The organism is Leptospira biflexa serovar Patoc strain 'Patoc 1 (Paris)' (assembly GCF_000017685.1).
In the GTDB taxonomy this organism is placed as follows: Bacteria; Spirochaetota; Leptospiria; order Leptospirales; family Leptospiraceae; genus Leptospira_A; species Leptospira_A biflexa.
Genome location: NC_010602.1, coordinates 1,945,177 through 1,969,725, shown reverse-complemented (window position 1 = coordinate 1,969,725; position 24,549 = coordinate 1,945,177). Strand labels below are relative to the sequence as shown.

At 39.9% G+C, this 24,549-nt stretch carries 23 protein-coding genes; 7 read left to right on the top strand and 16 right to left on the bottom strand.

Annotated features, from left to right (window positions below; all coding sequences use genetic code 11):
- Positions 1-22 precede the first annotated feature (22 nt).
- Both LEPBI_RS09275 and LEPBI_RS09270 read right to left on the bottom strand, forming a co-directional pair.
- Positions 23-1,504 (bottom strand): hypothetical protein, encoded by a 1,482-nt coding sequence (locus LEPBI_RS09275; protein WP_012388860.1) that lies wholly within the window; start codon positions 1,502-1,504, stop codon positions 23-25.
- Positions 1,501-1,881 carry a YopX family protein gene (locus LEPBI_RS09270; protein WP_041769838.1) on the bottom strand — a complete coding sequence of 127 codons (381 nt, stop codon included), beginning with the start codon at positions 1,879-1,881 and terminating at the stop codon, positions 1,501-1,503. The genes LEPBI_RS09275 and LEPBI_RS09270 overlap by 4 nt, the downstream gene beginning before the upstream one ends.
- Positions 1,882-1,976: 95 nt before the next feature.
- Between LEPBI_RS09270 and LEPBI_RS09265 the strand changes: the two genes are divergently transcribed.
- A complete protein-coding gene (locus LEPBI_RS09265; protein WP_012388858.1) occupies positions 1,977-2,750 on the top strand; it encodes a ParA family protein in 774 nt (257 codons plus the stop codon).
- 17 nt (positions 2,751-2,767) lie between these two features.
- Here the strand turns inward: LEPBI_RS09265 and LEPBI_RS09260 are convergent, their stop codons facing one another.
- Positions 2,768-4,129, bottom strand: coding sequence for a cyclic nucleotide-binding domain-containing protein (locus LEPBI_RS09260; protein WP_041769836.1), 1,362 nt, complete (start codon positions 4,127-4,129; stop codon positions 2,768-2,770).
- A gap of 80 nt (positions 4,130-4,209) precedes the next feature.
- Between LEPBI_RS09260 and LEPBI_RS09255 the strand changes: the two genes are divergently transcribed.
- Complete coding sequence (locus LEPBI_RS09255; RefSeq protein ID WP_012388856.1) at positions 4,210-4,530, top strand: YbaB/EbfC family nucleoid-associated protein; 321 nt, start codon at positions 4,210-4,212, stop codon at positions 4,528-4,530.
- A 105-nt stretch (positions 4,531-4,635) separates the two neighbouring features.
- Here the strand turns inward: LEPBI_RS09255 and LEPBI_RS09250 are convergent, their stop codons facing one another.
- Positions 4,636-5,367: an OmpA family protein gene (locus tag LEPBI_RS09250; RefSeq protein WP_041770012.1), complete on the bottom strand. Its 732-nt coding sequence runs from the start codon at positions 5,365-5,367 to the stop codon at positions 4,636-4,638.
- 97 nt (positions 5,368-5,464) lie between these two features.
- Positions 5,465-6,313, bottom strand: coding sequence for a flagellin N-terminal helical domain-containing protein (locus LEPBI_RS09245; protein ID WP_012476288.1), 849 nt, complete (start codon positions 6,311-6,313; stop codon positions 5,465-5,467).
- Positions 6,314-6,515: 202 nt separating this feature from the next.
- On the opposite strand from LEPBI_RS09245, the gene LEPBI_RS09240 reads away from it, so the two are divergent.
- Together LEPBI_RS09240 and LEPBI_RS09235 are read left to right on the top strand one after the other, a co-directional pair.
- The gene (locus tag LEPBI_RS09240) at positions 6,516-7,088 is read left to right on the top strand and encodes a cob(I)yrinic acid a,c-diamide adenosyltransferase (RefSeq protein WP_012388853.1); all 573 of its coding nucleotides are present in this window, start codon (positions 6,516-6,518) and stop codon (positions 7,086-7,088) included.
- Positions 7,061-8,461 carry a peptide MFS transporter gene (locus LEPBI_RS09235; RefSeq protein WP_081431663.1) on the top strand — a complete coding sequence of 467 codons (1,401 nt, stop codon included), beginning with the start codon at positions 7,061-7,063 and terminating at the stop codon, positions 8,459-8,461. The genes LEPBI_RS09240 and LEPBI_RS09235 overlap by 28 nt, the downstream gene beginning before the upstream one ends.
- A gap of 21 nt (positions 8,462-8,482) precedes the next feature.
- Here LEPBI_RS09235 and ptsP read toward each other — a convergent pair whose 3' ends face one another.
- The 6 genes from ptsP to LEPBI_RS09205 all read right to left on the bottom strand — a co-directional run bounded on the left by ptsP (position 8,483) and on the right by LEPBI_RS09205 (position 15,145).
- Positions 8,483-10,210, bottom strand: a complete 1,728-nt coding sequence (gene ptsP / locus LEPBI_RS09230) for a phosphoenolpyruvate--protein phosphotransferase (protein ID WP_012388851.1) — start codon at positions 10,208-10,210, stop codon at positions 8,483-8,485.
- Between the two features lie 62 nt (positions 10,211-10,272).
- Positions 10,273-11,181, bottom strand: coding sequence for a UDP-3-O-acyl-N-acetylglucosamine deacetylase (lpxC, locus tag LEPBI_RS09225; protein WP_012388850.1), 909 nt, complete (start codon positions 11,179-11,181; stop codon positions 10,273-10,275).
- A gap of 178 nt (positions 11,182-11,359) precedes the next feature.
- Positions 11,360-12,133 carry a mammalian cell entry protein Mce gene (gene mce / locus LEPBI_RS09220; RefSeq protein ID WP_012388849.1) on the bottom strand — a complete coding sequence of 258 codons (774 nt, stop codon included), beginning with the start codon at positions 12,131-12,133 and terminating at the stop codon, positions 11,360-11,362.
- Between the two features lie 32 nt (positions 12,134-12,165).
- Positions 12,166-12,954 (bottom strand): ABC transporter ATP-binding protein, encoded by a 789-nt coding sequence (locus LEPBI_RS09215; RefSeq protein ID WP_012388848.1) that lies wholly within the window; start codon positions 12,952-12,954, stop codon positions 12,166-12,168.
- Between the two features lie 8 nt (positions 12,955-12,962).
- Positions 12,963-13,739 carry an MlaE family ABC transporter permease gene (locus LEPBI_RS09210; RefSeq protein ID WP_012388847.1) on the bottom strand — a complete coding sequence of 259 codons (777 nt, stop codon included), beginning with the start codon at positions 13,737-13,739 and terminating at the stop codon, positions 12,963-12,965.
- A complete protein-coding gene (locus LEPBI_RS09205; RefSeq protein WP_012388846.1) occupies positions 13,736-15,145 on the bottom strand; it encodes a hypothetical protein in 1,410 nt (469 codons plus the stop codon). Before LEPBI_RS09205 ends, LEPBI_RS09210 begins: the two co-directional genes overlap by 4 nt.
- A gap of 47 nt (positions 15,146-15,192) precedes the next feature.
- Between LEPBI_RS09205 and LEPBI_RS09200 the strand changes: the two genes are divergently transcribed.
- Positions 15,193-16,242, top strand: coding sequence for a D-alanine--D-alanine ligase (locus LEPBI_RS09200; RefSeq protein WP_012388845.1), 1,050 nt, complete (start codon positions 15,193-15,195; stop codon positions 16,240-16,242).
- On the opposite strand, the gene LEPBI_RS09195 is transcribed toward LEPBI_RS09200, so the two are convergent.
- From LEPBI_RS09195 to LEPBI_RS09175, 5 genes are read right to left on the bottom strand one after another with little or no spacing between them, the layout of a single operon-like run.
- A complete protein-coding gene (locus LEPBI_RS09195; RefSeq protein WP_012388844.1) occupies positions 16,211-17,521 on the bottom strand; it encodes a high affinity choline transporter 1 in 1,311 nt (436 codons plus the stop codon). The genes LEPBI_RS09200 and LEPBI_RS09195 overlap by 32 nt on opposite strands.
- A 3-nt stretch (positions 17,522-17,524) precedes the next feature.
- Positions 17,525-17,800, bottom strand: a complete 276-nt coding sequence (locus LEPBI_RS09190) for an exodeoxyribonuclease VII small subunit (RefSeq protein WP_012388843.1) — start codon at positions 17,798-17,800, stop codon at positions 17,525-17,527.
- Complete coding sequence (gene xseA / locus LEPBI_RS09185; RefSeq protein WP_012388842.1) at positions 17,790-19,085, bottom strand: exodeoxyribonuclease VII large subunit; 1,296 nt, start codon at positions 19,083-19,085, stop codon at positions 17,790-17,792. The genes LEPBI_RS09190 and xseA overlap by 11 nt, the downstream gene beginning before the upstream one ends.
- Positions 19,086-20,195, bottom strand: a complete 1,110-nt coding sequence (locus LEPBI_RS09180; protein ID WP_012388841.1) for an AI-2E family transporter — start codon at positions 20,193-20,195, stop codon at positions 19,086-19,088.
- A gap of 2 nt (positions 20,196-20,197) precedes the next feature.
- On the bottom strand, positions 20,198-20,626 hold the full coding sequence (locus LEPBI_RS09175; protein ID WP_041769833.1) for a hypothetical protein: 429 nt from the start codon (positions 20,624-20,626) through the stop codon (positions 20,198-20,200).
- A gap of 118 nt (positions 20,627-20,744) precedes the next feature.
- Between LEPBI_RS09175 and LEPBI_RS09170 the strand changes: the two genes are divergently transcribed.
- Both LEPBI_RS09170 and LEPBI_RS09165 read left to right on the top strand, forming a co-directional pair.
- Positions 20,745-21,359: a DedA family protein gene (locus LEPBI_RS09170; protein ID WP_041770011.1), complete on the top strand. Its 615-nt coding sequence runs from the start codon at positions 20,745-20,747 to the stop codon at positions 21,357-21,359.
- Between the two features lie 27 nt (positions 21,360-21,386).
- Positions 21,387-24,548 (top strand): SpoIIE family protein phosphatase, encoded by a 3,162-nt coding sequence (locus LEPBI_RS09165; RefSeq protein WP_012388838.1) that lies wholly within the window; start codon positions 21,387-21,389, stop codon positions 24,546-24,548.
- The last annotated feature ends 1 nt before the right edge of the window (position 24,549 follow it).

The following is a 24,549-nucleotide window of genomic DNA, read 5'->3' as shown; positions in this document are numbered from 1 at the left end:
TGTCTCCGTAGGAGCTAAACTCTCATGGTTTCTGCACTTTATTCAAGTAATATTTTCTTTTGTAGGATTTGCCACTTGTGGATTCTAAAAAATTGACAAAGATCGGATCCGATTCAATTTTTTGGAAGAGCTCTAAATCAAGGAAAAGAGCTTGTTCGGCCCAAAGTTTACCTTCACTTTCCCTTTTTGTTGCATAGGATGCTCTTGCCAATTTATAATAGACAATGGGCAAAAATACCTTTTCACCACCCAAAATCTGAGCACGTTTTAGATTCACATAGGATTCTTCAAATAACCCCAAACTCAGTTCACAAGAACCTCTATAATAGTATAAAAAAAATCTTGGATAAGGCATAAGCCTTCGAGGGTTTAATTTTTCCAAACTCGTCAAACAAGCTTTAGGTTCTTTTACCATTAAATAAGCGTAGGCCAAATTGAGCGAAATTTCGGGACTAATTTCGCCATGTACCTTTCTGTAAATTTCCGCAGTTTTACGATAACTTTCCTTTGCGGAAACGTAGTCATTCAATACATACAGGTAATAATACGATTTATATAGCAGAACATCTAAGGAGTCGGATTCGCAGACTCGGTATGAAAAAAATTCATCTAAAGTTTTAGTAAATGAACTAAATTCTTTTTCATTGTATTCGATATTGGCAATTTTTTTAAGTAAGGAACAAGTGCGTAGTGTACCAATTGGAACTTCTTTTTTGTATTCTGCAAGTGACTTGCGATACACTTTTAATGCCTCTTTGTATTTTTCTTGGGATTCGAGAAGAATGGCTTCTCGTTCTTCTTTTTCACCTACACCTTCACAATACGTTTCTTTGTTATTTTCGTAATAACATATCCTTTCTTTAAATCCGTTTTCGTTTGCATCGTATTCAATACGTATCAATTTACAATTTTGAAAGTACCACCATTCGTCAATGGCACCAAAATCATTTTTATCCTTAGTGATTTCTTTTGGACAACCAGCGCTACTATAGTAAGTAAAACTATCCTTTTTCCCATTTTTGGTTTCATCTTCCTCTGTCAGGTAAAGTTGTCCGTTTTGGTTGTAGTGGTCATATCGAAAGGGGAAAAATGTTTCTTCATTTAAAAAGAAATGAATTTTTAGAAGTGAACTTCCATTTTTCCATCCGGAGTAACAGGTAAAACTTGTTTTCCCACTTAAAAAATTTTGTGAGATGTCTCCATACAAATCGTTTAAATGGGACCTGATCTCTTCTTTGAATCGTGGGTATGGAAAATTTGAGTGGTATTTTTGAATGTAATTTTGACAGAACCAAAACACTTCATGATTTAAAGATTCTTTGTGTAAGACGGATGGTGAATGATTGGAAAAACCAAATCGAAATCGTTTGGGGCTATCATCTTCTAATTCAAATTTTGCCTTCGTTTTTTGAATGGTTTCCCAATAATCCTCTAAAAGGGAACTTGCTTCTAGAGGGATGGAGAGAAATAAAATGAAAAAGGAAAGGGAACGAAAAAAGATCAAGACTTACTTTTTAAATACAAATCATAAAGGATCGGATTTTCATAAGGGTTTCCCACTTTTCGGATCGAAAACAACTGTAAAAGAGGAGGACCATTTTCTATATAAAATGCACCATGTTCGTTGTTATATCGTATAATGCCGGTATGTTGGGTTAAATTCCCACCTTTGGCAACTGTATGTTCAATGATATCTTCTTCAAATAATTCTTTATCATATTTGTCTCTGAGACCAGTGAAACTATTGACTATATAATTATCTTCATTAGATATAGGTTGTCCAAATTTTAATAACTTTCCATCTAAGGTTAAACTAAAACCTTTCTGAGAAAATTCTTTCTCTTGTTTGTCCCAAACTCGGAATCGAATTGTGAATGCCATATCAGGAACCAATTTAAGTAAGTCGAAGTCCTTTCCAAGGAAAATTCAAAAAAAAATCAGTGGTCAATGGATGAATTGGGACAATTATTTACCCCATGAAGGTGATTTCAGTTTCCAATATCAAAGGGGGAAGTGGTAAATCCACAACTGCGGCCCATTTGGCTTGTGCTTTGGCGAGAAGAGGGAAAACGCTTGTTGTTGATATGGATATGCAAGGTGACTTGACGGATTTTTGTCTGCCTGATTTGGATTTGGTTGCTTTAGAAGAATCGAATGTGATGAGTGTGCTTCTCGGAATGAAAAAAATTTCTGACTGCATCCGTAAGACCAAACAGTTTGATGTTTTACCTTCCACTTTGAGTTTGGCAAAACTCACCAAATACAATCCAGATTCCACTAGTCTTTGCCTTCAGTTCAAAAGGGCACTAGAGGAAGTACGAAAGGAATACCAATTTGTGATCATCGATACCCCAGGTTCGGCCAAACATGAACTCACCACTGCCATTTATAATTCAGAACTGATCCTTATCCCTGTCACGCCGAGTAAATGGACAATTCGTGCTGTAAATCTATTACTCGATGAGATTGCGCAAACTGAGACTGTGTTTAGTCAAAAGAAAAAAATTGCCTTTGTTCCTTCTTGGTTTGGTCCCTCTAAAAAACATAGGGAGTTATTGGAAAAATTGAAAGCGATTGAAGAAATCCCAACTCTTGGTGAAATTCCAAAATCGGAATCCATCAAGACCAAAACAGAAAAACAAGAATCCTTAAAAAAAGATACCAATGCTTGGTATGCCTTTGATCGATTGGCTGATGAGACGATTGCCTTAGTTGACCCGGAACATTCTATTTTGAATTTTCGTTTGTAAATTTACTTTGTTGTTCTTTACGATTCGTCCGATTCTTTGAAACTGGATTGGTGTTGTTTTCGTTCCAATGCAATCACGTTGATGTGTTTTGCAAAACTGGGATGGTGTCTAAGTATTTCGCTAAAAGCATCTTTACTTAAAGTATATACATCACAATAGGAACCGGCTCTGATTGTGGCTGTGCGAAGGGAGTCGTCAATGAGACTCATCTCTCCAAAAAAAGACCCGGAATTGAGTGTTGCGAGTAATTCTCCCGTTTTTTCTTTGATCACTTCCACTTGACCTTTGGATAAAAAATACATATTATGGGGGACATCTCCTTCCCGAAAGATCACATCTCCCTTCATATAATAAGCAGGTTTTAATTCTAAAACAACCTCACGTTTCAATTCTTCTGGTGCATTTTTAAAAAAAGGAACCACTGAAATGAGATGGTTGTGTAAAAACATCGAAACATCGATTTTAATCCCCGAAGGAAGTTGGTTCCAAATTTCAGTTTCATCAATTCCATGTTTGTTTTCCCAAAGGTTAATGTAATAGGATCGAATCCGATTGGCAAGTTGCGGCGGTAATTTTTTATATTTAATGAACGAGTTGATTGTGTTTAATTTTTCTTGGAAGGTGACACGCGAAATATCTAAATTGGAGAGAAGTGTCGAAATATTACCGATCACATACCCATAAATTCCAACACCTAGGATCATCACCCCCATTGTATAAATGGTTTGCGGATTGGTGGTAGGTGTGATGTCTCCATATCCGATGGTTGTCAGTGTGGTGACAGACCAGTATAAAGACCTGATATAACGAGTGTATATATCCTTATCTGCTAAAAATTCAGGCGTTAAGTAAATCCAACCGCAAGCCACCCAATGGGCAAAGAGACTTGTCCAATACACAAAAAAGATCAATCGAAAGGTCATGGGATTGATCACTTCGATCAATTTAAATCGATCTTCCGAATCAGCACCTAGTGCAAGCATCCGAAGGGATTTAAAAAGTTCGAACACCCTAACAGATCTTAGTAGACGCAATATTTTTAAACTATCCGTAACTCCAAAATATTCAAAGAAAAAACCTCCAAAGAGGTCAAATGGAAAGGCAGATAAAAAATCGATGAGAAACCATGACTTTAGATATGTTTTCGCGACGATTTTTTTGTTTTGAATGACGAGTCTGTCTTTGAGAATGGAAGTGAAAAAGTTTAAAACCAAATCAATTCCAAAAATGATTTGAATGAACCTTTCAAAGTGGGTGACACCTACGGTCAATTTATGAGGGAAAACAAGCCGAATCGGCACTTCGATGGCAAAATACGTAATGCATAAAAAAACAAATAGATCCCAGATTCGTTTGTAGGGAGAATTTGGATGGATCATATTCTTTAGTATCGACATCCGAAGTTTTATATTTGCGTTCTTTCTTAGAAAAAAAATCCTGAAATGTAGAAGAGGTGATTATGTTCGGTGGTGCTGGTGGAAACAAGTTTGATATGCTCAAGCAGATGAAAAAGATGCGCTCGCAGGTAAAAACCATGGAAAAGGAACTTGCGGTCTTAAATTTTGTAGGAATTTCTAAGAATAAACTTCTCTCCATCACTTTAGATGGAAAATTCCAGATGAAATCAATCCAAATCGAAGATGAACTTTTGGAAAAAAAGGATAAAAACCTTTTGGAACGATCCATCCAAGAAGCCTATACAAAAGCTTTACAAGATGCCCAAGCGGGAGCCGCAAAACAAATGCAAGCCATGGGTGGATTCCCTGGACTTGGAATGTAACTAAAAAAAGAACTTTAGATTCAGATCCAAAAAGAAAAAGCCTACAAAGTTTCTTTGTAGGCTTTTTTTATCGAGAGATCTTCTCGAATCTTTTATTTTTTGTGATTAACTAGCGGGAACGATTTCTACTTCCACACGTCGGTTCGATCCATCTTTAGGATCCACGTTTTTCATTGGTGTAGAGGAACCAAGTCCTTGGACAGTTCCAATTCGTTTTCCTTCCACTCCATTTTCAATGATGGCATCTTTTGCAGTCACAGCTCTGTCTTGCGAAAGTCTGAGGTTTAGGTCTTCTGCGCCAGTTCGATTGGCATGTCCAGTGATATTGATTTTGGTTTCAGGGTAGGCCGCAAGAGCTTCCGCTAACTTATCAACGTTTTCTTTTCCTTTCCCTTTGAGGTCTGCTTTTCCATCTTCAAAGGCAATTCCACCGTCCATCGTTGCCGTGAGTGCCACTGTTTCTCCACCACGTTCACTTTTAGTCAGAGTGATACCTTGTTTTTTCATCTCTTCTGCCATGTTATCATACATAGTATTCAGATAAAAACCAGTTCCAAGACCAGCAAGGCAACCCGCGCCCAAACCAATGATCTTACCTTTGTTTTGTGGTTTCTTTTTTTCCATCGTCAAGGATTCTTTCACTTGTCTTTGGAAATCATTCTTTTTGTTTTTAGTGTCTTTTTTTCTTTGTGATTCGTCATAAACAGCACCTAACGCAAGTCCAACACCACATCCAATGGATGTACTTAGGATCAGTCGTTTCGTGTTGTCTGATAGACCACAAGAAATTGTGGATAGTAATGATAGGGATAAAATTCCTGAGATGATTTGTTTCAAAGTGATTGTCCTCTTTTCCCTTCGATTTGAAGGTTTCGGACAAAGTTTAAAGAAATCCTCCTTGTTTGCAAGGAGGATTTCCATCTCTTAAAAAACCTTAGTATCTGTCCGTGAGGAGTTTTACTACTGATTCTGGTCTGAGATTTGCTTGTGCCAGCATGGCCACACCTGATTTGGTTAGGATTTGGTTTTTCGAGTATTCCACCATTTCCGTTGCCATATCCGCGTCTCTTATTTGTGATTCAGAAGAAACCATATTCACATAGTTGTTACTGAGTGATTTTAAGGTTAAATCCAAACGGTTATAATAGGCGCCTAAGTCTGATCTAAGTCGATTGACTTTCGATATGGCATCATCCAAAACCTGGAGTGAATCGGAAGCTTTGTTTGGAGTTGAAAGTGTCAACTTGTTTCCAGCTTGTTTCAGTTTCAATGAAGAACTTGTCATCGTATTGATGTAGACTTCAATTTTTTCTGTTCCGTTTGCACCCACTTGTAAGGTCATTGGATTTTTGTTCGCCCTTGAAAACCTACCATCCAATGGTTTAACTTTATTAAACTCCGCAGATGTTCCGATCCGTTCCACTTCTTCAACCAGTTGGGATACTTCTAATTGGACAAGTTTTCTGTCTTCATCCGAATAGATTCCGTTTGCTGATTGTACGGAAAGTTCACGTAACCTCTGTAATATGGAGTTTACTTGGTCCAAAGATCCTTCCGTGACTTGTAAAAACGACATACCATCCTGGGTATTTCGCTCCGCTTGGCCAAGTGCTCGGATTTGGGATCTAAGTTTTTCGGATACGGAAAACCCCAGGGAATCATCCCCAGGTCTGTTGATTCGCATACCCGTAGCTAGGTGTTCCATGGACTTGTCCATGTCTCGACTGGTGTTTGAGAGCGCTCGTTTTGCAACGAGAGCACTGATGTTGTGATTGATAATCATTGTCACACCCTCCTGTGTGTCCATGACCCGCTTGTTTCCCTACAGGCGGAGAAAGGAAAAAATCCGTTTCCAGAAATCCATTCCTTCGAGGAGAGAAGGGGTTGCCTGCCCTTGGTTCTCCCGTGAATTTTTCCTTTCCAGATGATTCTATACCAAAAAACTGATGACTGTAAAGAAAATTTAGGGCAAAGGACTTCAGATTTTGAAAATCTACACCAAATTTGGCGATGGCGGACAAACGTATTTAGCATCTGGGAAAAAGGTATCCAAGACCGACAGGAGAGTGGATCTGTATGGAACTTGTGATGAATTGAATAGTACCATAGGACTTGCCTTAGCCTTGAGTCAAAAGGCATCTCTCGAAAAAGCATTTTTAGACCATTTGCAAATGATCCAAAGTTTTCTCTTTGAGATCGGATCGGAACTTGCGGGTTATGTGCCAAAAGAGTCCATAGATGGAACTGTGGTACAGGCTTTGGACGTGGAGGGGCTCGAGAAAGAGATTGACCGTTTGGTTTCGTCACTTCCTGAAATTAAATTCTTTATCTTACCAGGTGGTACTGAGATGGCGAGTACCTTACATATCGCTCGTACCATCTGCCGCCGTTTGGAAAGAGATTTACTCGTGTACATAGAATCGGGTGGTGAGATCCATAACGATTTAAGGATTTACATCAACCGATTGTCGGATTATTTATTTGTCGCAGCAAGGTTTGTGAATTTATCCCTAGGGCATGAGGAAACCATCTGGAAAAGCCGGACCAAATCAAATTAGAAGTTCATCCGAGAGGGATCACGAGTTTATTTCTCACTGAGATGTGGGAAAGGCTCAGTTATTATGGGATGCGTGCTCTGCTTGTATTGTATCTTGTTAAGTCACTTGGTTTTTCTGATAGGGATGCCGGTACTGTTTATGCCTATTATACAAGTTTTGTTTACCTAACACCTGTGATTGGAGGATACATTACCGATCGGTATCTCAGTTACAAATTTGCAATTTATCTGGGAAGTGTGCTTATGTTACTCGGTCACCTTTCCCTTGCGATGCCAAATATTCATTATTTTTATTTTGGGTTATGTTTGTTAGCACTCGGAAATGGTTTTTTTAAACCCAATATTTCCACGATCTTTGGTCGTTTGTATACGAATACACCAAACCTGCGGGATAGTGGATTTACGATTTTTTATATGGGGATTAATTTGGGGGGCCTACTTGGTCCGATCATTGCCGGAAGTTTAGGGGAGAAGGTCGATTGGCATTTAGGTTTTTTTTCGGCAGGTGTTGGTATGGGTATTGGTATCCTCGTTTTTTATTTTGGAAGTCGTTCCTTGCCAGAATCCATTTGGGCCAAAACAGAAAATAGAAACCACCATACACAAGTTTCCATGGGATCCAATCCGCAAAACTTGGCATCCCATTCCAAGGAAACCAATGGGGAGACCGATACCATTTCAAAAATAACACTCATTGGGCTTCTTAGTTTTTTTAGTATTTTCTTTTGGATGGCATTTGAACAGATGGGAACCTCTCTCAATTTATTTGCCTTACGCAATACCGATCGTTTTTTCTTTGGTTGGGAAATCCCAGCCTCCCTCTTACAGTCGTTAAACCCTCTGATGATCCTTGTCTTTGGTCCTCTTCTTTCTTTCCTTTGGTTCACTCTTTCCAAAACAAACAAAAATCCCAATCCCATTCTCAAATTTGTGATCAGTTTGTTTTTATTAGGGATCGGATTTTTAGTCATGGTGTTTGCAGCGGAACAAGCAGAGAAAGGGATGGTTGTCTCCATTCTCTTTTTAGTGTCTGTTTACTTTTGGAACACTCTCAGTGAGCTCTGTCTCTCACCGGTTGGACTGTCCTTTGTGAGTCAAATGGCGCCCGTTCGGTTTGCGTCACTTCTGATGGGGATTTGGTTTTTGAGTACGGCTTTTGGTCATTATGCCGCGGGAATCCTTTCTGGTTACCAAAGGGAATGGGGGAGTATGGCGCAGTTTTATGCTTTTTTTGTTTTGGTATCTTGGTCTGCCGCGATTGTATTATGTGGGATCTATTTTTGGAAACGAACTTCCATCTTATGGTTAATCAATGATACGAACCAAACGAAGGACGACGATGGTTCCCCCATACGAGCATCGGTGGAATCGTAACCCAACTCCTTCGGTGGTCAACTAACCTTTGGTTTCTAAAACAAGTTTTTCAATCTCATCGAACTTTTCTTCGCCTGCGAGGGAAATCACTTGTTCTGCTAATAACTTTGCCTTCCAGGTGGAGATTTCCGAGACTTTTTCAGCTACATCCTTCATGAGTGGTAAGGCAGAACTTAGGTCACGAAACCCAAGACCAATGAGAACTGCAGTGAACATAGGATCACTTCCAATTTCACCACAAATGCTGATTGGTTTTTTTTGGGAGTTTGCCACTTCCACAATGTTTTTCAGTAATAATAAAAACACAACTTGCCAAGGGTTGTAAAGGTCTCCCACCAAATGGTTGTTACGTTCCACGGCAAGTAGGTATTGTAATAAATCGTTTGTACCAACGCTATAAAAGTCTACATGGTTTCCTAAAAAGGGAAGATTGAGAGCACAGGCAGGTGTTTCCACCATGATCCCTAAGGGGATTTTTTTAGTAATGAAAAGTCCTGTTTGTTTTAACTCATCCAAACATTCATTTAATAAAACCTTTGTTTGTAAAATTTCGGAACGAGTTGTGATCATCGGTAACATGATGCGCATGGTTCCATATTCACTCGCACGTAATAGGGCTCTCAATTGTTCTTTAAAAAAATGTGGGTGGCGGAGGAGGTAACGGATCCCACGGTTTCCAAGAAATGGATTTTCTTCTTCGTATCCATTTTCCATTTTATCGGCACCAATGTCCCAAACCCGAAAGGTAACAGGTCGGCCGACCATTTTGAGTAAAATTCGTTTGTAAACTGCAAACTGTTCTTCTTCGGTAGGTTTGAATTCCACATACCGAATGAATAAAATTTCAGTACGAACGAGTCCAATTCCATCGGCCCCTTGCAGGAAGGCTCCGTCCACTTCTTCTTCCGAATCGATATTGGCTCGTAAGGTAAAGGTTTTGCCATCTTTTGTTTTGAGTTCTTTTGGACCGTCACTGATCTCCCGAACAGGGATTATTTTTTTGATATCACTTCGTATCCCAGCCAGTTTGATTTCTTCGATTCCTGGGGAACGATTGAGAACTCCTTTTGTGGCATCCAGTAAGATATAATCATCATCTTCCACGTGTGAGGTGATGTTTTTCAATCCAACGATGGTTGGGATTCCATAATTTCTAGCAATGATGGCAGTGTGACCTGTTTTCCCACCGAAGTCTGTAGCAATCCCTCGTAACTTACTTTTCCCCAATTGGATCATCTCGGAAGGGGTGATCTCTTTGGCAATGAGGATGACATCGTCTGGAATCTTTGTAGGCTCTGATCCTTTTTCGGGATACAAATTGGATTCAATGCGTTTGCCGATATCGAGAAGGTGGTCGGCGCGTTCTCGAAAGAATTCATCGGGGATGGATTGGAATTCGTCATAGAGGGAACTCACTGCTGTTTCCAAGGCAAGTCCCGCCGATTCATTGTTTTGTGCGATCCTTTCAAAGACACGAGCTCGAAAGAGGGGGTCGTTCAAAAAAACAATTTGGGATTCTAAGATTTCCGAAAGTTCTTGGTTTTGTTTGGATTTTTGGACAAGGTCTGCCAGGTCATCTTCGGTTTTTTGAAGGCCTTTTTTTAAGAGTTCCACTTCCTCTTTGATTTCCTCAGGAGATAGGTCTGTACGATCCTCCCGTTTCCGTTTGGTTTGTTTCCAACGAAATACTTTCCCGTAGACTGTTCCTGGGTAGGCAGAGATGCCTTTAAATGTGGTTTTTTCTTCCATCCGAACCTATGCCAAAAATACTTTTGTTTTGGCCTGGTTTGGAAAGTAAAAAACGGTTTTGATTACTTTGCGGCTTCTTTTTTGGAAAAAAGTGGGATCCGTTTGCTTTTGTACTGGGTGAGTTCGTTCCCAGTGACTTGGCTCATGATGCATTTGGCAAGAGAAATGTCCAAGGCATGGCCCGCTTTCGAAGCAATGAGGTGCCCACGGAATGGACGTCCCATCACGGCAAGGTCTCCAACAAGGTCGAGGATTTTATGTCGGACGCATTCATTGTCATAACGTAAGTGGTCGTTTAGATACCCATCATCCGTTAGGACCACAGCATTGTCGAGGGATCCCCCCATGGCAAGACCCCGTGCTTGGAGCGCTTCCACATCCTTCAAAAACCCAAAGGTTCTCGCAGGCAAAATGTCGGTTCCGAGGATGGATTCATCGAGTGTGGTGGTGTAGGACTGACCCCTTAAGAGAGGGTGGTTGAAATCAATGCTATAGGTGACTTTGAGCTCATCAGAAGGGAGCATGACAAGGTATTTGTCCCCGTCTACCACCCAAATTGGGTTTGTAATGGTGATTGGTTCGATCGTTTCTTCTAAGACTCGGATCCCAGCCGATCGGATTCCTTCCCAAAACGGTAAGGAAGATCCATCCATAATCGGAACTTCCACGGAATCAATTTCAAAAATACAATCGGTTATTCCCAATGTATGGACTGCGGCAAGAAGGTGTTCTATGGTTTGGACTCGGTTGGAGCTTCCATCCCCAATGGTTGTGGCGTTACTTGTGTCGACGACGTGGTCGAGAGAAACAGGAATTCGGATTTTTTGGATGCCTTTGTAGAGATAAAAAATGAGACCAGTGTTTGCTTCCGCAGGATGGAGGCGGAGAGTCACCACTTTCCCTGAATGTACGCCAATTCCCTTCAATGTGACAGAGTTTTGGATCGTTTTTCGATGGATCACTGTTTGCATATTCAATTCCTACTTACAAATTTGTAGGAATTCGCCCTCGGACAATTCCAAAACCGTCCCCCCAAGTCAAAAAAATGTCTCTTTTTTACAACAGTGTGGTGGATTTGTGACGCGGCAGAAAATGCCAATTTTCTCCTGATTTTTGCTACAAAGAAAGCCGTATTCTGCGTGTTAGTCCTTAAAAAGCACTGAGCGCGGAACGAATGAAGCTTGTCACAGGTGCTTGTTCCCTTGTGTCTTCTAAACCTTCACGGAGCTCCTTCAAAACCACTTGGGCATCCCCTAGGGTAGTATTCACCGATTTGTGGACATCATTTTCATTGATGAGTTTTCCCAGTGTGCCCTGGCCCTCATTGATTTTGCCTGTGATACCGGCTATGTTTTGGACGGTTTTTCGGATATCAGAGCGGTTTTCTGCGATGAGTTCGGATAAAGAAACAAGAGGGTCTTGTGTGACCTTTCCTTGGATGGGAAGGAGTTTGCCATCCTTGGGGGTGATTTCAATTTTATTCAACGGAGTTTCCGTCATCAGGTACTCTTTGGTTTTGGGATCGACAGGGAATTTCGAACCTGGGTCGAGAGATACGACTCTTCCTGAGAGTAAACTTTCGTTTTTGATGGTGATTTCATAATTGGCGAAGAGTTGGACCTTACCTTTCAGGAGTAAGGTGAGTTCTACCTTTGTTCCAATCCCTGTTTCCCCTTCAGGCAATAAATTCCCCATTTCATCAATTTGCACCAAACGGATCTTAGACACATAACCAAATGGAACTCCATGGATCGTGACTTTGTTTCCAATTTTGATCCCTTCCGCATCTGGAAAGTATACGGGGAGTTGGTATCCCGACTTTTGAAAGGGACCACCTTCTGTCACAATCGTAAAGTATCCAACAGCTACGAGAGAAAATACGAATAAAAGTCCAACGATGAGAGCGCGACCTATGGTAGGCATTCCCTAAAATTCTCCTTGGTGTGTGAACAAAGTCAATTTGATTTTCCTTTTTTTAATTCCGAATGGTCCAGGATCATGGGACCCACTGTATTCCCGTGGATGAATTGTTGGATCACAGGGTCTTTGGATGATTGGATTTCCTCTGGAGTTCCACAAAACTGAACCTTCCCTTCATACAAAAAACTGATCCGATCGGCGATGCGGTACGCTGAATTCATATCATGTGTGACCACAATGGAAGTTAGACCAAGTTCTTTTTGTAATCTGATGACAAGGTCGTTGATGACATTGGACATGACTGGGTCAAGTCCCGATGTGGGTTCGTCATACATCACAATTTTTGGCTGTGAGGTGAGAGCTCGGGCAAGGCCCACACGTTTTTTCATCCCTCCCGAGATATTACTCGGTAAAGTATCTTTGGCAGGTACTAGGTCTAACCATTGTAATTTTTCCATCACAATGCGATCGAGCTCTGCTCCATCTGCAATTTTATGCTCCCGTAATGGTAGGGCTACATTTTCATACACGGTGAGCCAATTGATGAGTGCACCCGATTGGAAAAGAACCCCGAGTTTGGATCGTAACTCTTCTCTCTTTTTTTGATTCGCATGGACAATGGATTCTCCAAAAATAAAACAGTCCCCTTCATCGGGATCCAGTAGGCCTGTGATGTGTTTTAAACTCACTGATTTTCCTGTACCAGAGGGACCAAGGATGACCATGGTTTCCCCTTGTTTTACCTGTATGTTCATCCCACGTAAGATCTTACGTTTGCCGAAGGCTTTGTGGACATTTTTCATTTCAATGGCAAATGGTTCCATAGTTTCCTTTACTTATAGAATAAGGCTGTGAGCACATAACCCGAAAAGATGACCATTAAAAAGGAAGTGACTACAGCCTTCCTTGTGGTTTGGCCCACTCCAATGGCTCCGCCCTCGGTTCTAAGACCTTGGCTACAGGAGATGGTGGCAATGGACAATCCAAACACATACCCTTTCAGAAGTCCGACATACAAATCCTTTAGACCTGGGACAGAGGAAATGCGGTAATACACATCTTGGAAGTAACTAATGATATCAATTCCCAATTGGAAGTGTCCCACGATGCCACCACCTAAAATTCCAAGAGCAGCTGAATAAACACATAGCACAGGCACCATAAGGGAAAACCCAACGATACGCGGCATCACAAGATACCTGATTGGACTGATTGACATCACTTCCAAGGCATCAATCTCTTCGGAAACTTTCATGGTTCCAATCTCAGCAGCCATCGCAGACCCAACAGAGGCGGCTAGGATGAGAGAAGTCATAAATGGAGACATTTCACGAGTGAGGGTGATGGTGAGTAAAAGTCCAATTTGACCTTCGGCACCAAAATCTCTAAGCCCAAGTCCCGTGTTCAGTCCAAGGATCATTCCCGTGAACACAGAAACAATGGACACAACAAAAAGAGATCCTACACCTGCGATGAACATCTGTTCCAAGATCTCACGGCGTTTGAAATACAATTGGTGGGACTGGCCAATCGCTCGAAAGAGCAGTAATACCGTATACCCAATGGCATACAATAGTGGTTCAATGGTTTTTCTATAGAGACGGATCATACTTCCCACCAAAAGAATTTGTATTTGTTTGTTTCTTCTCTTGTGTCAATGCCAAAAAGACCATAGGCGAACTCGTATCGGAATCCTGTTTGTGATTTTGAATATTCCATAAGGATGGGGATGTGGATATGGGTTTCGTTTTCAGTCCAACGGTGAGTGTAAAGTCTTGTGATGAGATGCAATCGTTTTTCTCCATTAGACGAACGTTTGTATTCAATGATCGAAAAAATTGGTTCCCAAACATCCTCCATCACCTCAAATCGCACAGGGATGATGGCAATTGTATTCCATCCAAAATTCCCTTCCACATCTTTATGATACCGAAACAGTGGCCAAAGTTTCCAATAATAATCTTCTCTTCCCGTTTGTACATATTCATTTTTCATATGAGAATAAAATGGTAATAAAAAATGTGATGTTGACTTTAGATGAGAGGTATTTTGCGACAAACGGATGTAAAATGGTGTGATGAACTCAGCTTCTTTGTTTGCAAAATAAGAATATCCATAAAAGGGAAAAAATACAAGTTTTTCCGTATCTTTTTTGGTAGAGGTTGTGTATTGGAATAAAATGAAAATGGCAGTATAATTGGTTTGGCCTGTTTTTTTATCATATCCATAGGAAAATAGTGAGTTGATGAGAGGAAACCAAAGGAAGGCGCGGCTTTTCATATTCCCATCGGCGGAATCCTTTTGATTGTAAAATGGGAAAAAGATACGATAGGAGGTGGGTTCTTTTTTATCCAAACGTTCTTCTCCCCATTGGAAAAAAGGCCAAAGAATTGAAGACCGTCTGTATTTCCCTTCATGTTCCTTCTTGGAATAAAAAGGAAAGATACGGATGTCATTTCTAGTTTCGGAACTCCCCCACATCACAAGAGGCCAAACGATGGATTTGGCATGATAGGTTTTGTATTTCCATTCGGAATAAATAGGAAACATCACATAATTCAATTCTTGGTAGGATAGTTTGTTTCGAATTTTTCCATAAAAGGGAAAGACACTATAATAGTTCTCTCTTTGGGATTCCCCTTTGCCCCATAAAAAGAGTGGGGTGAGAAGGATGTCTTCATCTTCGTCACCTTCCTCATGTTTGAATCCTGTTCCACTGAAGAAAAAAAGGGAAGACCAAGTGTACCAATAATTGGTTTCTTCTTTGTAATAAATCGGAGAGAGGTAACTTCTGAAACGAAAGGCATAGGTCTTGTCAGAAAAGCTCATATAAAACGGTCGAACGGCAAAAAAGTTTTGGCGACCGCGAGATTCCTTTTCGTACAAAAACCAAAATTGAGAATACTCCGATTTGGTATCCTCTGTAAACGAATTGGGAATTTTAGCTCGTAATGTGGAACTGAGAAAGAAAAGTGAAAAAACAATTCCGAATTGAATTTTAAAGCGCCAGTTCACGTAATTTCATTATCGTTCACTTTCATGAAAAGGAATCAAGTGATTTCATGTCAAAAATCAAAATAGCTCTACTTTTCGGAGGCATCTCTGGAGAGCATATCATTTCTGTTCGTTCTTCTGCCTTTATTTTTGCGACCATTGATAGGGAAAAATATGACGTTTGTCCCGTCTATATCAATCCCAATGGAAAGTTTTGGATCCCGACAGTGTCCGAACCCATCTACCCAGATCCGTCGGGCAAAACGGAAATTGAATTTTTACAAGAATTTAACAAAGCCAATGCAATTGTTTCTCCGAGTGAACCTGCCGATATCAGTCAGATGGGATTTTTGTCCGCCTTCCTTGGATTACACGGGGGAGCCGGTGAAGATGGAAGGATCCAAGGGTTTTTGGATACACTGGGAATTCCGCACACTGGTTCGGGTGTCCTTGCCTCAAGCCTCGCCATGGATAAATACCGGGCCAATATTTTATTTGAAGCCATGGGGATCCCTGTTGCACCTTTTTTAGAATTAGAAAAGGGGAAAACGGATCCAAGAAAAACTCTCCTCAACCTTTCCTTTTCGTATCCAGTATTCATTAAACCAACATTAGGCGGCTCAAGTGTCAATACAGGAATGGCAAAAACTGCAGAAGAAGCCATGACTCTTGTGGATAAAATTTTTGTCACCGATGACCGAGTTCTTGTTCAAAAACTTGTTTCCGGAACAGAAGTATCCATAGGTGTTTTAGAAAAACCGGAAGGGAAAAAACGAAATCCATTCCCTTTGGTTCCTACAGAAATCAGACCCAAATCAGAATTTTTTGATTTTGAAGCAAAATACACCAAAGGTGCCAGTGAAGAGATCACACCTGCCCCTGTGGGGGATGAGGTGACAAAAACCTTACAGGAGTATACATTAAGGTGCCATGAAATTTTAGGTTGTAAAGGTTATTCCCGGACAGACTTTATCATCTCCGATGGAGTTCCCTATGTACTAGAAACCAATACCTTACCTGGAATGACGGGAACAAGTCTCATCCCTCAACAAGCGAAAGCCTTGGGGATCAATATGAAAGATGTATTTACGTGGTTACTTGAGATTTCTCTTTCTTAGGGAAGAGATACATTCCAATGAGAATGGCCACAAGGCTTGCGATGGTTCCGTAAAAATGACTGGTCATATCATCGCCATAAATCTCAAGTAAGAGCCAAGTACCAATTCCTACAAAAAGAGAGAATAGTGTAGACCTTTCGTCGGCTCGCTGACTCAAAAGTCCAAATACCATGGGGATAAAGAGTGTGACAAGGGAGATTCCACCGGAATCTTCTACGAGTGCATAGATGGAAGGTTTACCCACCGCGAGTAAAAAAGAAATCCCTGCTATGATAAGAACTGAAATCCTTGATAATAGGAGTAATTTTTTATCATTCATTTCTTTAAATGCGTATTTTAGAATATTCTCAGATAAAATGGAAGAAGGAGCAAGGATGGCTCCGGATGCTGTTGATAAAATGGCTGAGATGAGTGCCGAAAAAAATAAAACCTGAACCCAAGGGCTTACAAATTTAGAAACCATTGTTGGTATGAGGAGTTGACCCGATTCAGCATATAAATCAAAATCCGGAAGTAAACTTTTGGCATGAAGTCCAAGAAAAAGTGGGATTAAGGCAAATAACAAGTATAAGACGGATGAATAATATGAGGCACGTATGGCTACTTTTTCTGATTTGGCTGACATCACTCTCTGAAAGATATCTTGTTGGGGTAATGATCCAAATCCCACAACCATCCAAGCCGAGAGGTACAAGGTCCAATCGTGGTAATTTGATTTTGGAAAGAAGGAAAAGAATCCATCCGGTTTTTCGCTAATGGAAGACCAGATTGGTTTAACATCGTTCAGTTGGATGATGACAACGACAAGCCCGATGACGATGGCTGTGAATTGGTTGATGCCAAATAAAATTTGCACCATGATCCCAAGGGCCACAAATTGTGCCGCCACCCATCCAAAATAGGAAAAAATAAGACAGATCCCAGCAATGAATTCCATCTTTTTGCCATACCGATTTTTATAAAAATCTCCGAACGTTAAGATTTGCATTCGGTAGAGGTATTTGGCAAAGACTAATCCTAGTAAAAACAAACAAAGTGCACCACCAAACGGGTCTTGGATGACAGCTAAAAATCCACCCTTTGCAAATTCGACAGACGAGCCAAGGATGGTTTCGCTCCCGAACCAAGTGGCAAATAAGGCAGCAGTGGAAATGGGGAGTGGTAAACTTCTACCAGCAAGGATGAAGTCTTTTGAATTTTTGACTTTTTGGGCCGCATACACGCCAATGCCTATGGTAATGGCGAGGTAGGCAAGAATGAAGATGGCTTGCAAATTCATTCTTTAAAATAAATCTTCTTCCGCTTGTTTTGAAGGTGATTCATCCTTCTTTTTTTTCACAGTGGATTTCACCACTTCACCGTTAGGTGCTTTTGTTAAGAATTCAATTTTTGCTTCCGCATCCACCAATCGTTCGGAACAAATTTTTTTGAGTTCCATTCCACGTTCGTATGCTTTGATAGAATCTTCCAAGGACAATGTCCCACGTTCTAACTTTTCGGCAATGTCTTCTAATTCACGGATTGCTTCTTCAAAACTAATTGTTTTTTTATCTACCATTCTCTGATCCTAATGTTTCTTTCACTTCCACTTGCAGTTTGCCATCAAATAAAAATACTTCTAATGTTTCATTTTTTTGAATCTGCTTCACAGACGAGATAACTTGTTTGTTTGTATTCCGCAAGACTGAGTATCCTCGTTTTAAGGTACCGAGCGGAGAAAAGTGATCTAATCGTTGTTCTGCGAGTCGGAATTTATTATGTACTCGTTCCAAATACGATTTCCAGTTTTGATGGAAAACCTCAAACTTCTGGAACTCACTCTGTTTTTTGACCAAATAGTTTTTTCCAAGTAAGGAAATTTTGGTGATGATTTCATCAAAATGATTTTGTCTTGGTTCCAAAATTGATTTTGGATTTTGTAAGACCGCTCGGTTTGTCACACCAAACCATTTTTCTTTTCCAATTCGAATCACACCAGTGAGTGCAGATCGTAATCGATCTTCCATTTCATCCAAACGGATGAGGGTGTCCGATACATTCGGGATGGCAAGTTTGGCTGCCGCTGTGGGTGTGGGGGTTGTTGCATCTGCCGCAAGATCGGTAAGGACTCGATCAATTTCATGACCCACAGCCGATATGATGGGGAGTCTTGATTGGTAATAGGCCATTACCACCGACTCTTGGTTAAACGCCATGAGGTCTTCGAAGGAACCACCACCACGACCTGCGATGATCACATCCACTTCCCATTTTGGGTCATTGATTTCTTTTATGGCTTCGATGATTGAGTTTTCAGCTCCATCGCCTTGGACAAGGCAAGGGGAGACTAAAATTTGGATGGAAGGATTGAGGTCTGTGGCAATACGAATGATGTCTTCCACGGCTGCACCTTTGGGAGAGGTGACAATTCCCAATCGTTTCGGAAATTTAGGTAACGGCCGTTTGTGGGAGGCGTCAAAGATTCCTTTTTCGGCGAGTGTTTTTTTTAGTTTTTCAATGCGGAGGAGGATATCTCCTTCCCCCAATTCTTCAATCTTTTGGACGGTGATACTATAATACCCACCTGGTTCATAAACAGAAACAGATCCATATACAAGGATTTCCATTCCATTGCGGAGAGGAGTTCCTTTGTAGTTTTTGGCTTGGTAAGAAAAAAAAGCACATTTAATGACACTTGTTGTATCTTTTAACGAAAAATACATATGCCCAGAACTATTGGTTTGGCTGTAGTTTGAGATTTCTCCGCGCACCCAAAAGTTTTTAAATTCAGGTGCATCTTGGAGTTTCGCCTTAATACGACGATTGACTTCGCTTACGGATAGAGACGAATCCACGATTTCCATTTAGGTAGTTTGGAATCGGGTCTCTCGGAAAATTTTCCAAAAATCCCATAATATGATGACAAGTGTTAATGCCATCGGTCCAATGATAATCCCTGCAACACCAAACTCTTGTAAACCGCCAATTAAGGATAAAAAGATAAGGAAAGGATGTGTTTTTAACTTTTTATCTAAAATTTTTGGCTTCACGAAATTTTCTAAGATAAGGTAACTTGCGGCTCCAGCGATCATAAACAAAACACTACCTGTCCAGTTTTCTTGGACTAGTCCCATATACAAACCGATAGGAAACCAAACCACAGAAGTGCCAACAACAGGGATGAGTGAAAAAATTGTCGCAATGCTAGAAAGTAAAAACTTGTTCGAAACAGAAGTAAACAGTAGTAAAAAATAGACCAACGCTCCTTGTAAAAGGGAGATAAACATATTTCCCATCATCACTGTGCGTATCGCTTCCTCAATTCGTCGACCCAATCGTTCCTCAATTTCAGTAGGGAAAGGTAATAATAAAAATAAGCCGTGTTCCATGCGACTTCCTTCTTTATAAAGAAAAAACAGAAGGATGAATGTAAAAAATCCATTGAAGATGATGGCACCAGGCACTTCAAAGGAACCGAGTAAAAATCCAGAAGAGTTTTTTAATAAACTATAAATCGAATCTAAGTTTAGGATGTCCATGTGTTGGCCCACGTATTCCCGGTACATGATGGGAAGTTTGATCCAAAAAAATTCATTCTCGGTAAAAAAATCAGTTAAGATTGGGCTATTTAATAGTAAGGCAACAATCGATTCTTCTGTCAGTTGGTTTCTCACATAACTGACTAAGTTCAAAGATTCTCGGATTAAGGTAGAAACGATTAAATAAGAAGGTATGAACACACAAGCAAGCATCAGGATGACCATGATATAGGGAGAAAGCCCGTGGAATTTCACTCCTAAAACATTTTTTAATCGTTTGTGTATTTTTCTTGTAGTTAAATAGAATAATAATGCTAAAAAACTAGCCCACAAAAATGGTTTAAAAACAAAAAATAAAGTAAAACATGTCGCAAGAAAAATTCCTGCTAACAATATATAGACGATGGTTTCGTTTTTATTTGTGATCCAGTTCATGTTTAATACGTAGAATGTTTTTTAAAGTAAAACCGTATTTGGTTTGTTTCTCCACTGCGAGAAAGGTAAATCGATAATGATTTTTTGATAAACCCTTCTAGTAGATAAGAGACTTCAGAATCGTTTGTATTTTTTTCTACTAGTTTCCAGTCCCCTTGGTTGACACGAAAGTCGATTCGTTTCTGGATTTCTTCCCAAGTTTCAGAAGTTTCTAAGAGTAAAAATGCTTCCTTCGTATGTATGTGGCTTGTTTTGAATTCACTAGACTGCAAAAAATTTGCTTTTTCTGGAAAAAAGGATTGGGGGAAGGCAGGAGGAGGGTTTGTCGGAAATTTTGTGACGATGATTTGGTCGAAACGATAGGTTTCTGTTTGCCTGTTCGGGCTACATTGCCAAAGGACGAGAATGGAAAGGATCAAAAATCGAAGCATTAGGGAAAGCAAATGTCCTAGTATTGATTCCTTCCATTCATTTTTTAAAATCTTTGTTGCCTAACCGGAGAATGGTTTTTAGCATCTCGTTGTGTTGGATTCCTTCCCATTGGATGCCATGATCAATGAAATTCTCGGGTTACCACCATTGGTACTTTGGGTTTTTTTCTGTTTTTCGAATTTTTTGGAGAATATTTTCCCACCTTGGCCAGGGGACACCATCACTGTTTTTTCTGGTTTTATCTCTTCCACACAAAACGCACCGATCTCTTTTTCTTCTGTTGTACTCGCTACTTTTTTTGGAAATCTTCTCGGTGCCTTGGTGATGTATTATTTTGGGGAGCGGTTTTTGTTGTTTTTGAAACGAACCAAAATTCCTTTTCTTTCGTCTCTTTACCACGAAGAAAACTTACGGAAGACCTTGGTATGGTTTCGAAAGTATGAGATTGTCGTGGTTTTGGTCTCTCGGTTTTCTGCTGGGATTCGATTTTTTGTTTCGATTGTGGCCGGGATGTCCAAAATGAACATCATTAAATTTGTAGTTCTTTATTCCATTGCCATTTCTATGTGGTGTGGAATGCTTCTATTTGGCGGTTCCTTCCTTGGGACCAACTGGAACCAAATCATTGTTATACTATCTTACTACAATCAAACGATTGGTCTCATTCTACTTTTTCTGATTTTATACTTCCTTTACCAAATGTTGAAGAAAAGAAATACGAAGTTGACATGATTTAAAATTCTGTTAGGGTTTCCAACCATGGATTCATGGGGCAAGATTTCTTTTGATTTTTATACGTTTGGTTCGCTTGTTGGAGTCATTTTTACTTTTTACAATGCACAATTATTTTTAACGGTAAAGGAAAAATCGGAAGCAACGTTTAATTTAGGAATGGGAACCCTTTGGTTAGGAATTTTCCATTTTGGTTATCTCATTAATTTTTCCTTTATGGGACCTGCCTCTGCCTATATGAGATGGTTTGTGATCACAGGAGCAATGGCGGGCTCTGTCTACTTAACTGGGTTTTTCTTAAGTTATCCTGAAATTTATTACCCACGACTCAAAAAATCGATCTTTCGAATCTTGAGTGGAGTTGTTATTTTAGTAACAGCTTATTTTGTCTTTGTCAGTTTCAAAGCAGGTCGACTGTTTTTTTTCAGTGGTCATTATTGGGATTTTCCACTTCCTCTTTTTTATAAAGCCTACGCTCTCATTGTCCTCGTATTCTTTGTCACCTTTACAGTCCTTGCTTTGATCCAATTATTCAAGATGCCGAAAGAGAATCGATTTACTTTGATTAGTATTTTAATCTCCTTCGTTTTGGTCACTATGATCCCTGGTTTTTTGAATGTTTTGTCAAGAGACGGGGCAATCGGGCGTGGATTGTACCAAACCATCACTGATCTTGTTTTGGTTGTTGGATTATTTGTAGCAAATGTGGTGTATATCAACAATACAAAAGATAAAACCACCATCATTTCCCGAATCATTGGAATCTCTCTCGCATCCTTTTTGTTGATTTTACAATTAGTTGCTTATTCTGTGATCCAACAAACGGAATCTAATTATGATTTGGTGCATACGGCTAGGGCTAAAAATTATATTTTTGGTTTGGAAACAGACCAAGTTCCGAGTTTTCACTATTCATATGATATTAAAAACAAAACATTTATCACTCATAAAGGTTTAGAAGAAACCAAATTAGAACCAAAGGAGTATGTGACAGAGTTTTGGAATGTTTGGGTTTTGGAGATGATCCTTTCCTTTGAATCATCCTCTGATTGGAAAGAAAAAACAAAGGAACTCATTTTGGATTTACCGGAAATGAACAGAGGGTATTCGAAAGAAATCACACGTTTGCTTTCAGATGATTCCATCAAAAGTCCAAAAGATTTGATTGGCGAAATCGAATCAGAAAAGCGAAAGATCCTTTACACACGCAACAAATTGAAAGAGATACCCATCGCAGGCTTTACAGAAAAGGCCAATGACTTAGTAAAAAAAGAAGAGGGTGCACTTTCTGGATTTTATGCAGAAGCAAGATCGGTTTTATTTTCTTCGCTTTCGGAGGAAAAAAAATATAAATCCCTCGACCTGATGTTTTCTCCGATGCCAAACCACGGTGAAAGAAATTACCGGGGCCAAGTCAAGTTTGAATCCAAGGAACCAAATTTTTCATTTTACGTCAGTTATCTCATCGTCGATAAAAAAAATGCAATTGTCCACGAAGTGGGTTATCCATATAACGATTATCGTAGTTTCCAACATGAAGTTACTTTGCCTTGGATCATTGGTTTAATTGCTCTTGCCATCCTTGTGATTTTTGGATACAGGTTATTTTTTCTCATCGCCCTGATCCGACCCATTGAACAGATCATAGAAGGGTTAACAGAAGTGAATTCTGGTAATTTAGAATACAGGCTGACTGTGCATGTAGAAGATGATATTGGATTTATGGCAAGGTCATTCAATCGAATGGTTCGTTCCATCCAAGCTGCTCGAAAAAAATTACAACAATACGCAGAACAATTGGAAGTAAAAGTGCAGGAAAGGACAAAAGAGTTGGAGAATACTCTTAAAGAAGTTCAATCTTTGAAACACCAACAAGATGGAGATTATTTCCTCACTTCTCTTTTATTACAACCATTTAACGTCAATCATGCGATGCATGAAAATGTGCGGGTGGATTTTTTATTAGAACAAAAAAAGAAATTCACCTTCAAACAATACGAGAAAGAAATTGGTGGTGACTTGAACATCGCAAACCAAATCATTTTAAATAATCGGTCATATACTGTATTTTTAAATGCCGATGCCATGGGGAAATCGATGCAAGGGGCAGGGGGGGCACTTGTCTTAGGTTCTGTGTTTGAATCGATCATCACAAGAACCCAACTTTTGAGTGAAGCAAGGAATACCTATCCGGAACGATGGATCAAAAATACATTTCTCGAGCTTCATAAAATTTTTGAAGGTTTTGACGGATCAATGCTTGTCTCTCTTGTGTTAGGTGTTGTTGACAACGAAACAGGATTACTTTATTTCATCAATGCGGAACACCCTTGGATCGTTTTGTACAGAGATGGGATCGCAAGTTTTATCGAAAATGAATTGATGTTTCGTAAATTAGGCACCTCAGGTGTACAAGGAAATTTATACATCAAAACCTTTCAATTGGAAGCAGGAGATATATTAATTGCAGGTTCAGACGGTCGTGATGACCTCCTCATTTCCCATACGGCCGATGGGAAAAGAATCATCAATGAAGATGAAAGATTGTTCCTCAAAATGGTGGAAGCAGGAAAAGGGGAACTTGATTTAATTTATGATGAGATGGCAAAGTTTGGTGCCCTTACAGATGATCTTTCCTTACTTCGAGTTTCGTTCATTGAAGAAAAAGAACGTTATAAAATCGAAAAAGAAAAATTAAAAGAAATCCAATCTCTTTTAGCCAAGGCAAAGGAAGCGAGTGATTCCTCTGATTTACAAGAAGCGGTGACCTATTTGGAAAAAGCGCATTCTTTGGAAGAGAACATCCCTGAGATCAAAAAGAAATTCATCCAGTTGTATCTGAAACTTAAGGATTATGGGAAGGCAAAAAAGATGGCAAAGGATTATAGCCTACTTCGCCCGATGGATACAGAAATCATGTACATCACCGCATTTTGCGCAAGGAAGGTTGCCGATATCAAAACTGCCATTGATTTTGGAGAAAGGGTACGCCTACGCGATCCAAACCATGTCAAAAACCTGATCAATTTGGGACAAACCTATTTAGCGGATAAAAATTATGCACGCGCGGAGAATATCCTCGGTTCCGCTTTGGCTCTGGATCCCGAAAATCCTAGTTTGATCCGGCTCATCGAACACATTCACAAGAAACAATTGAAACAAGAGGAAACCAGACAGAGTCTAAACTGAC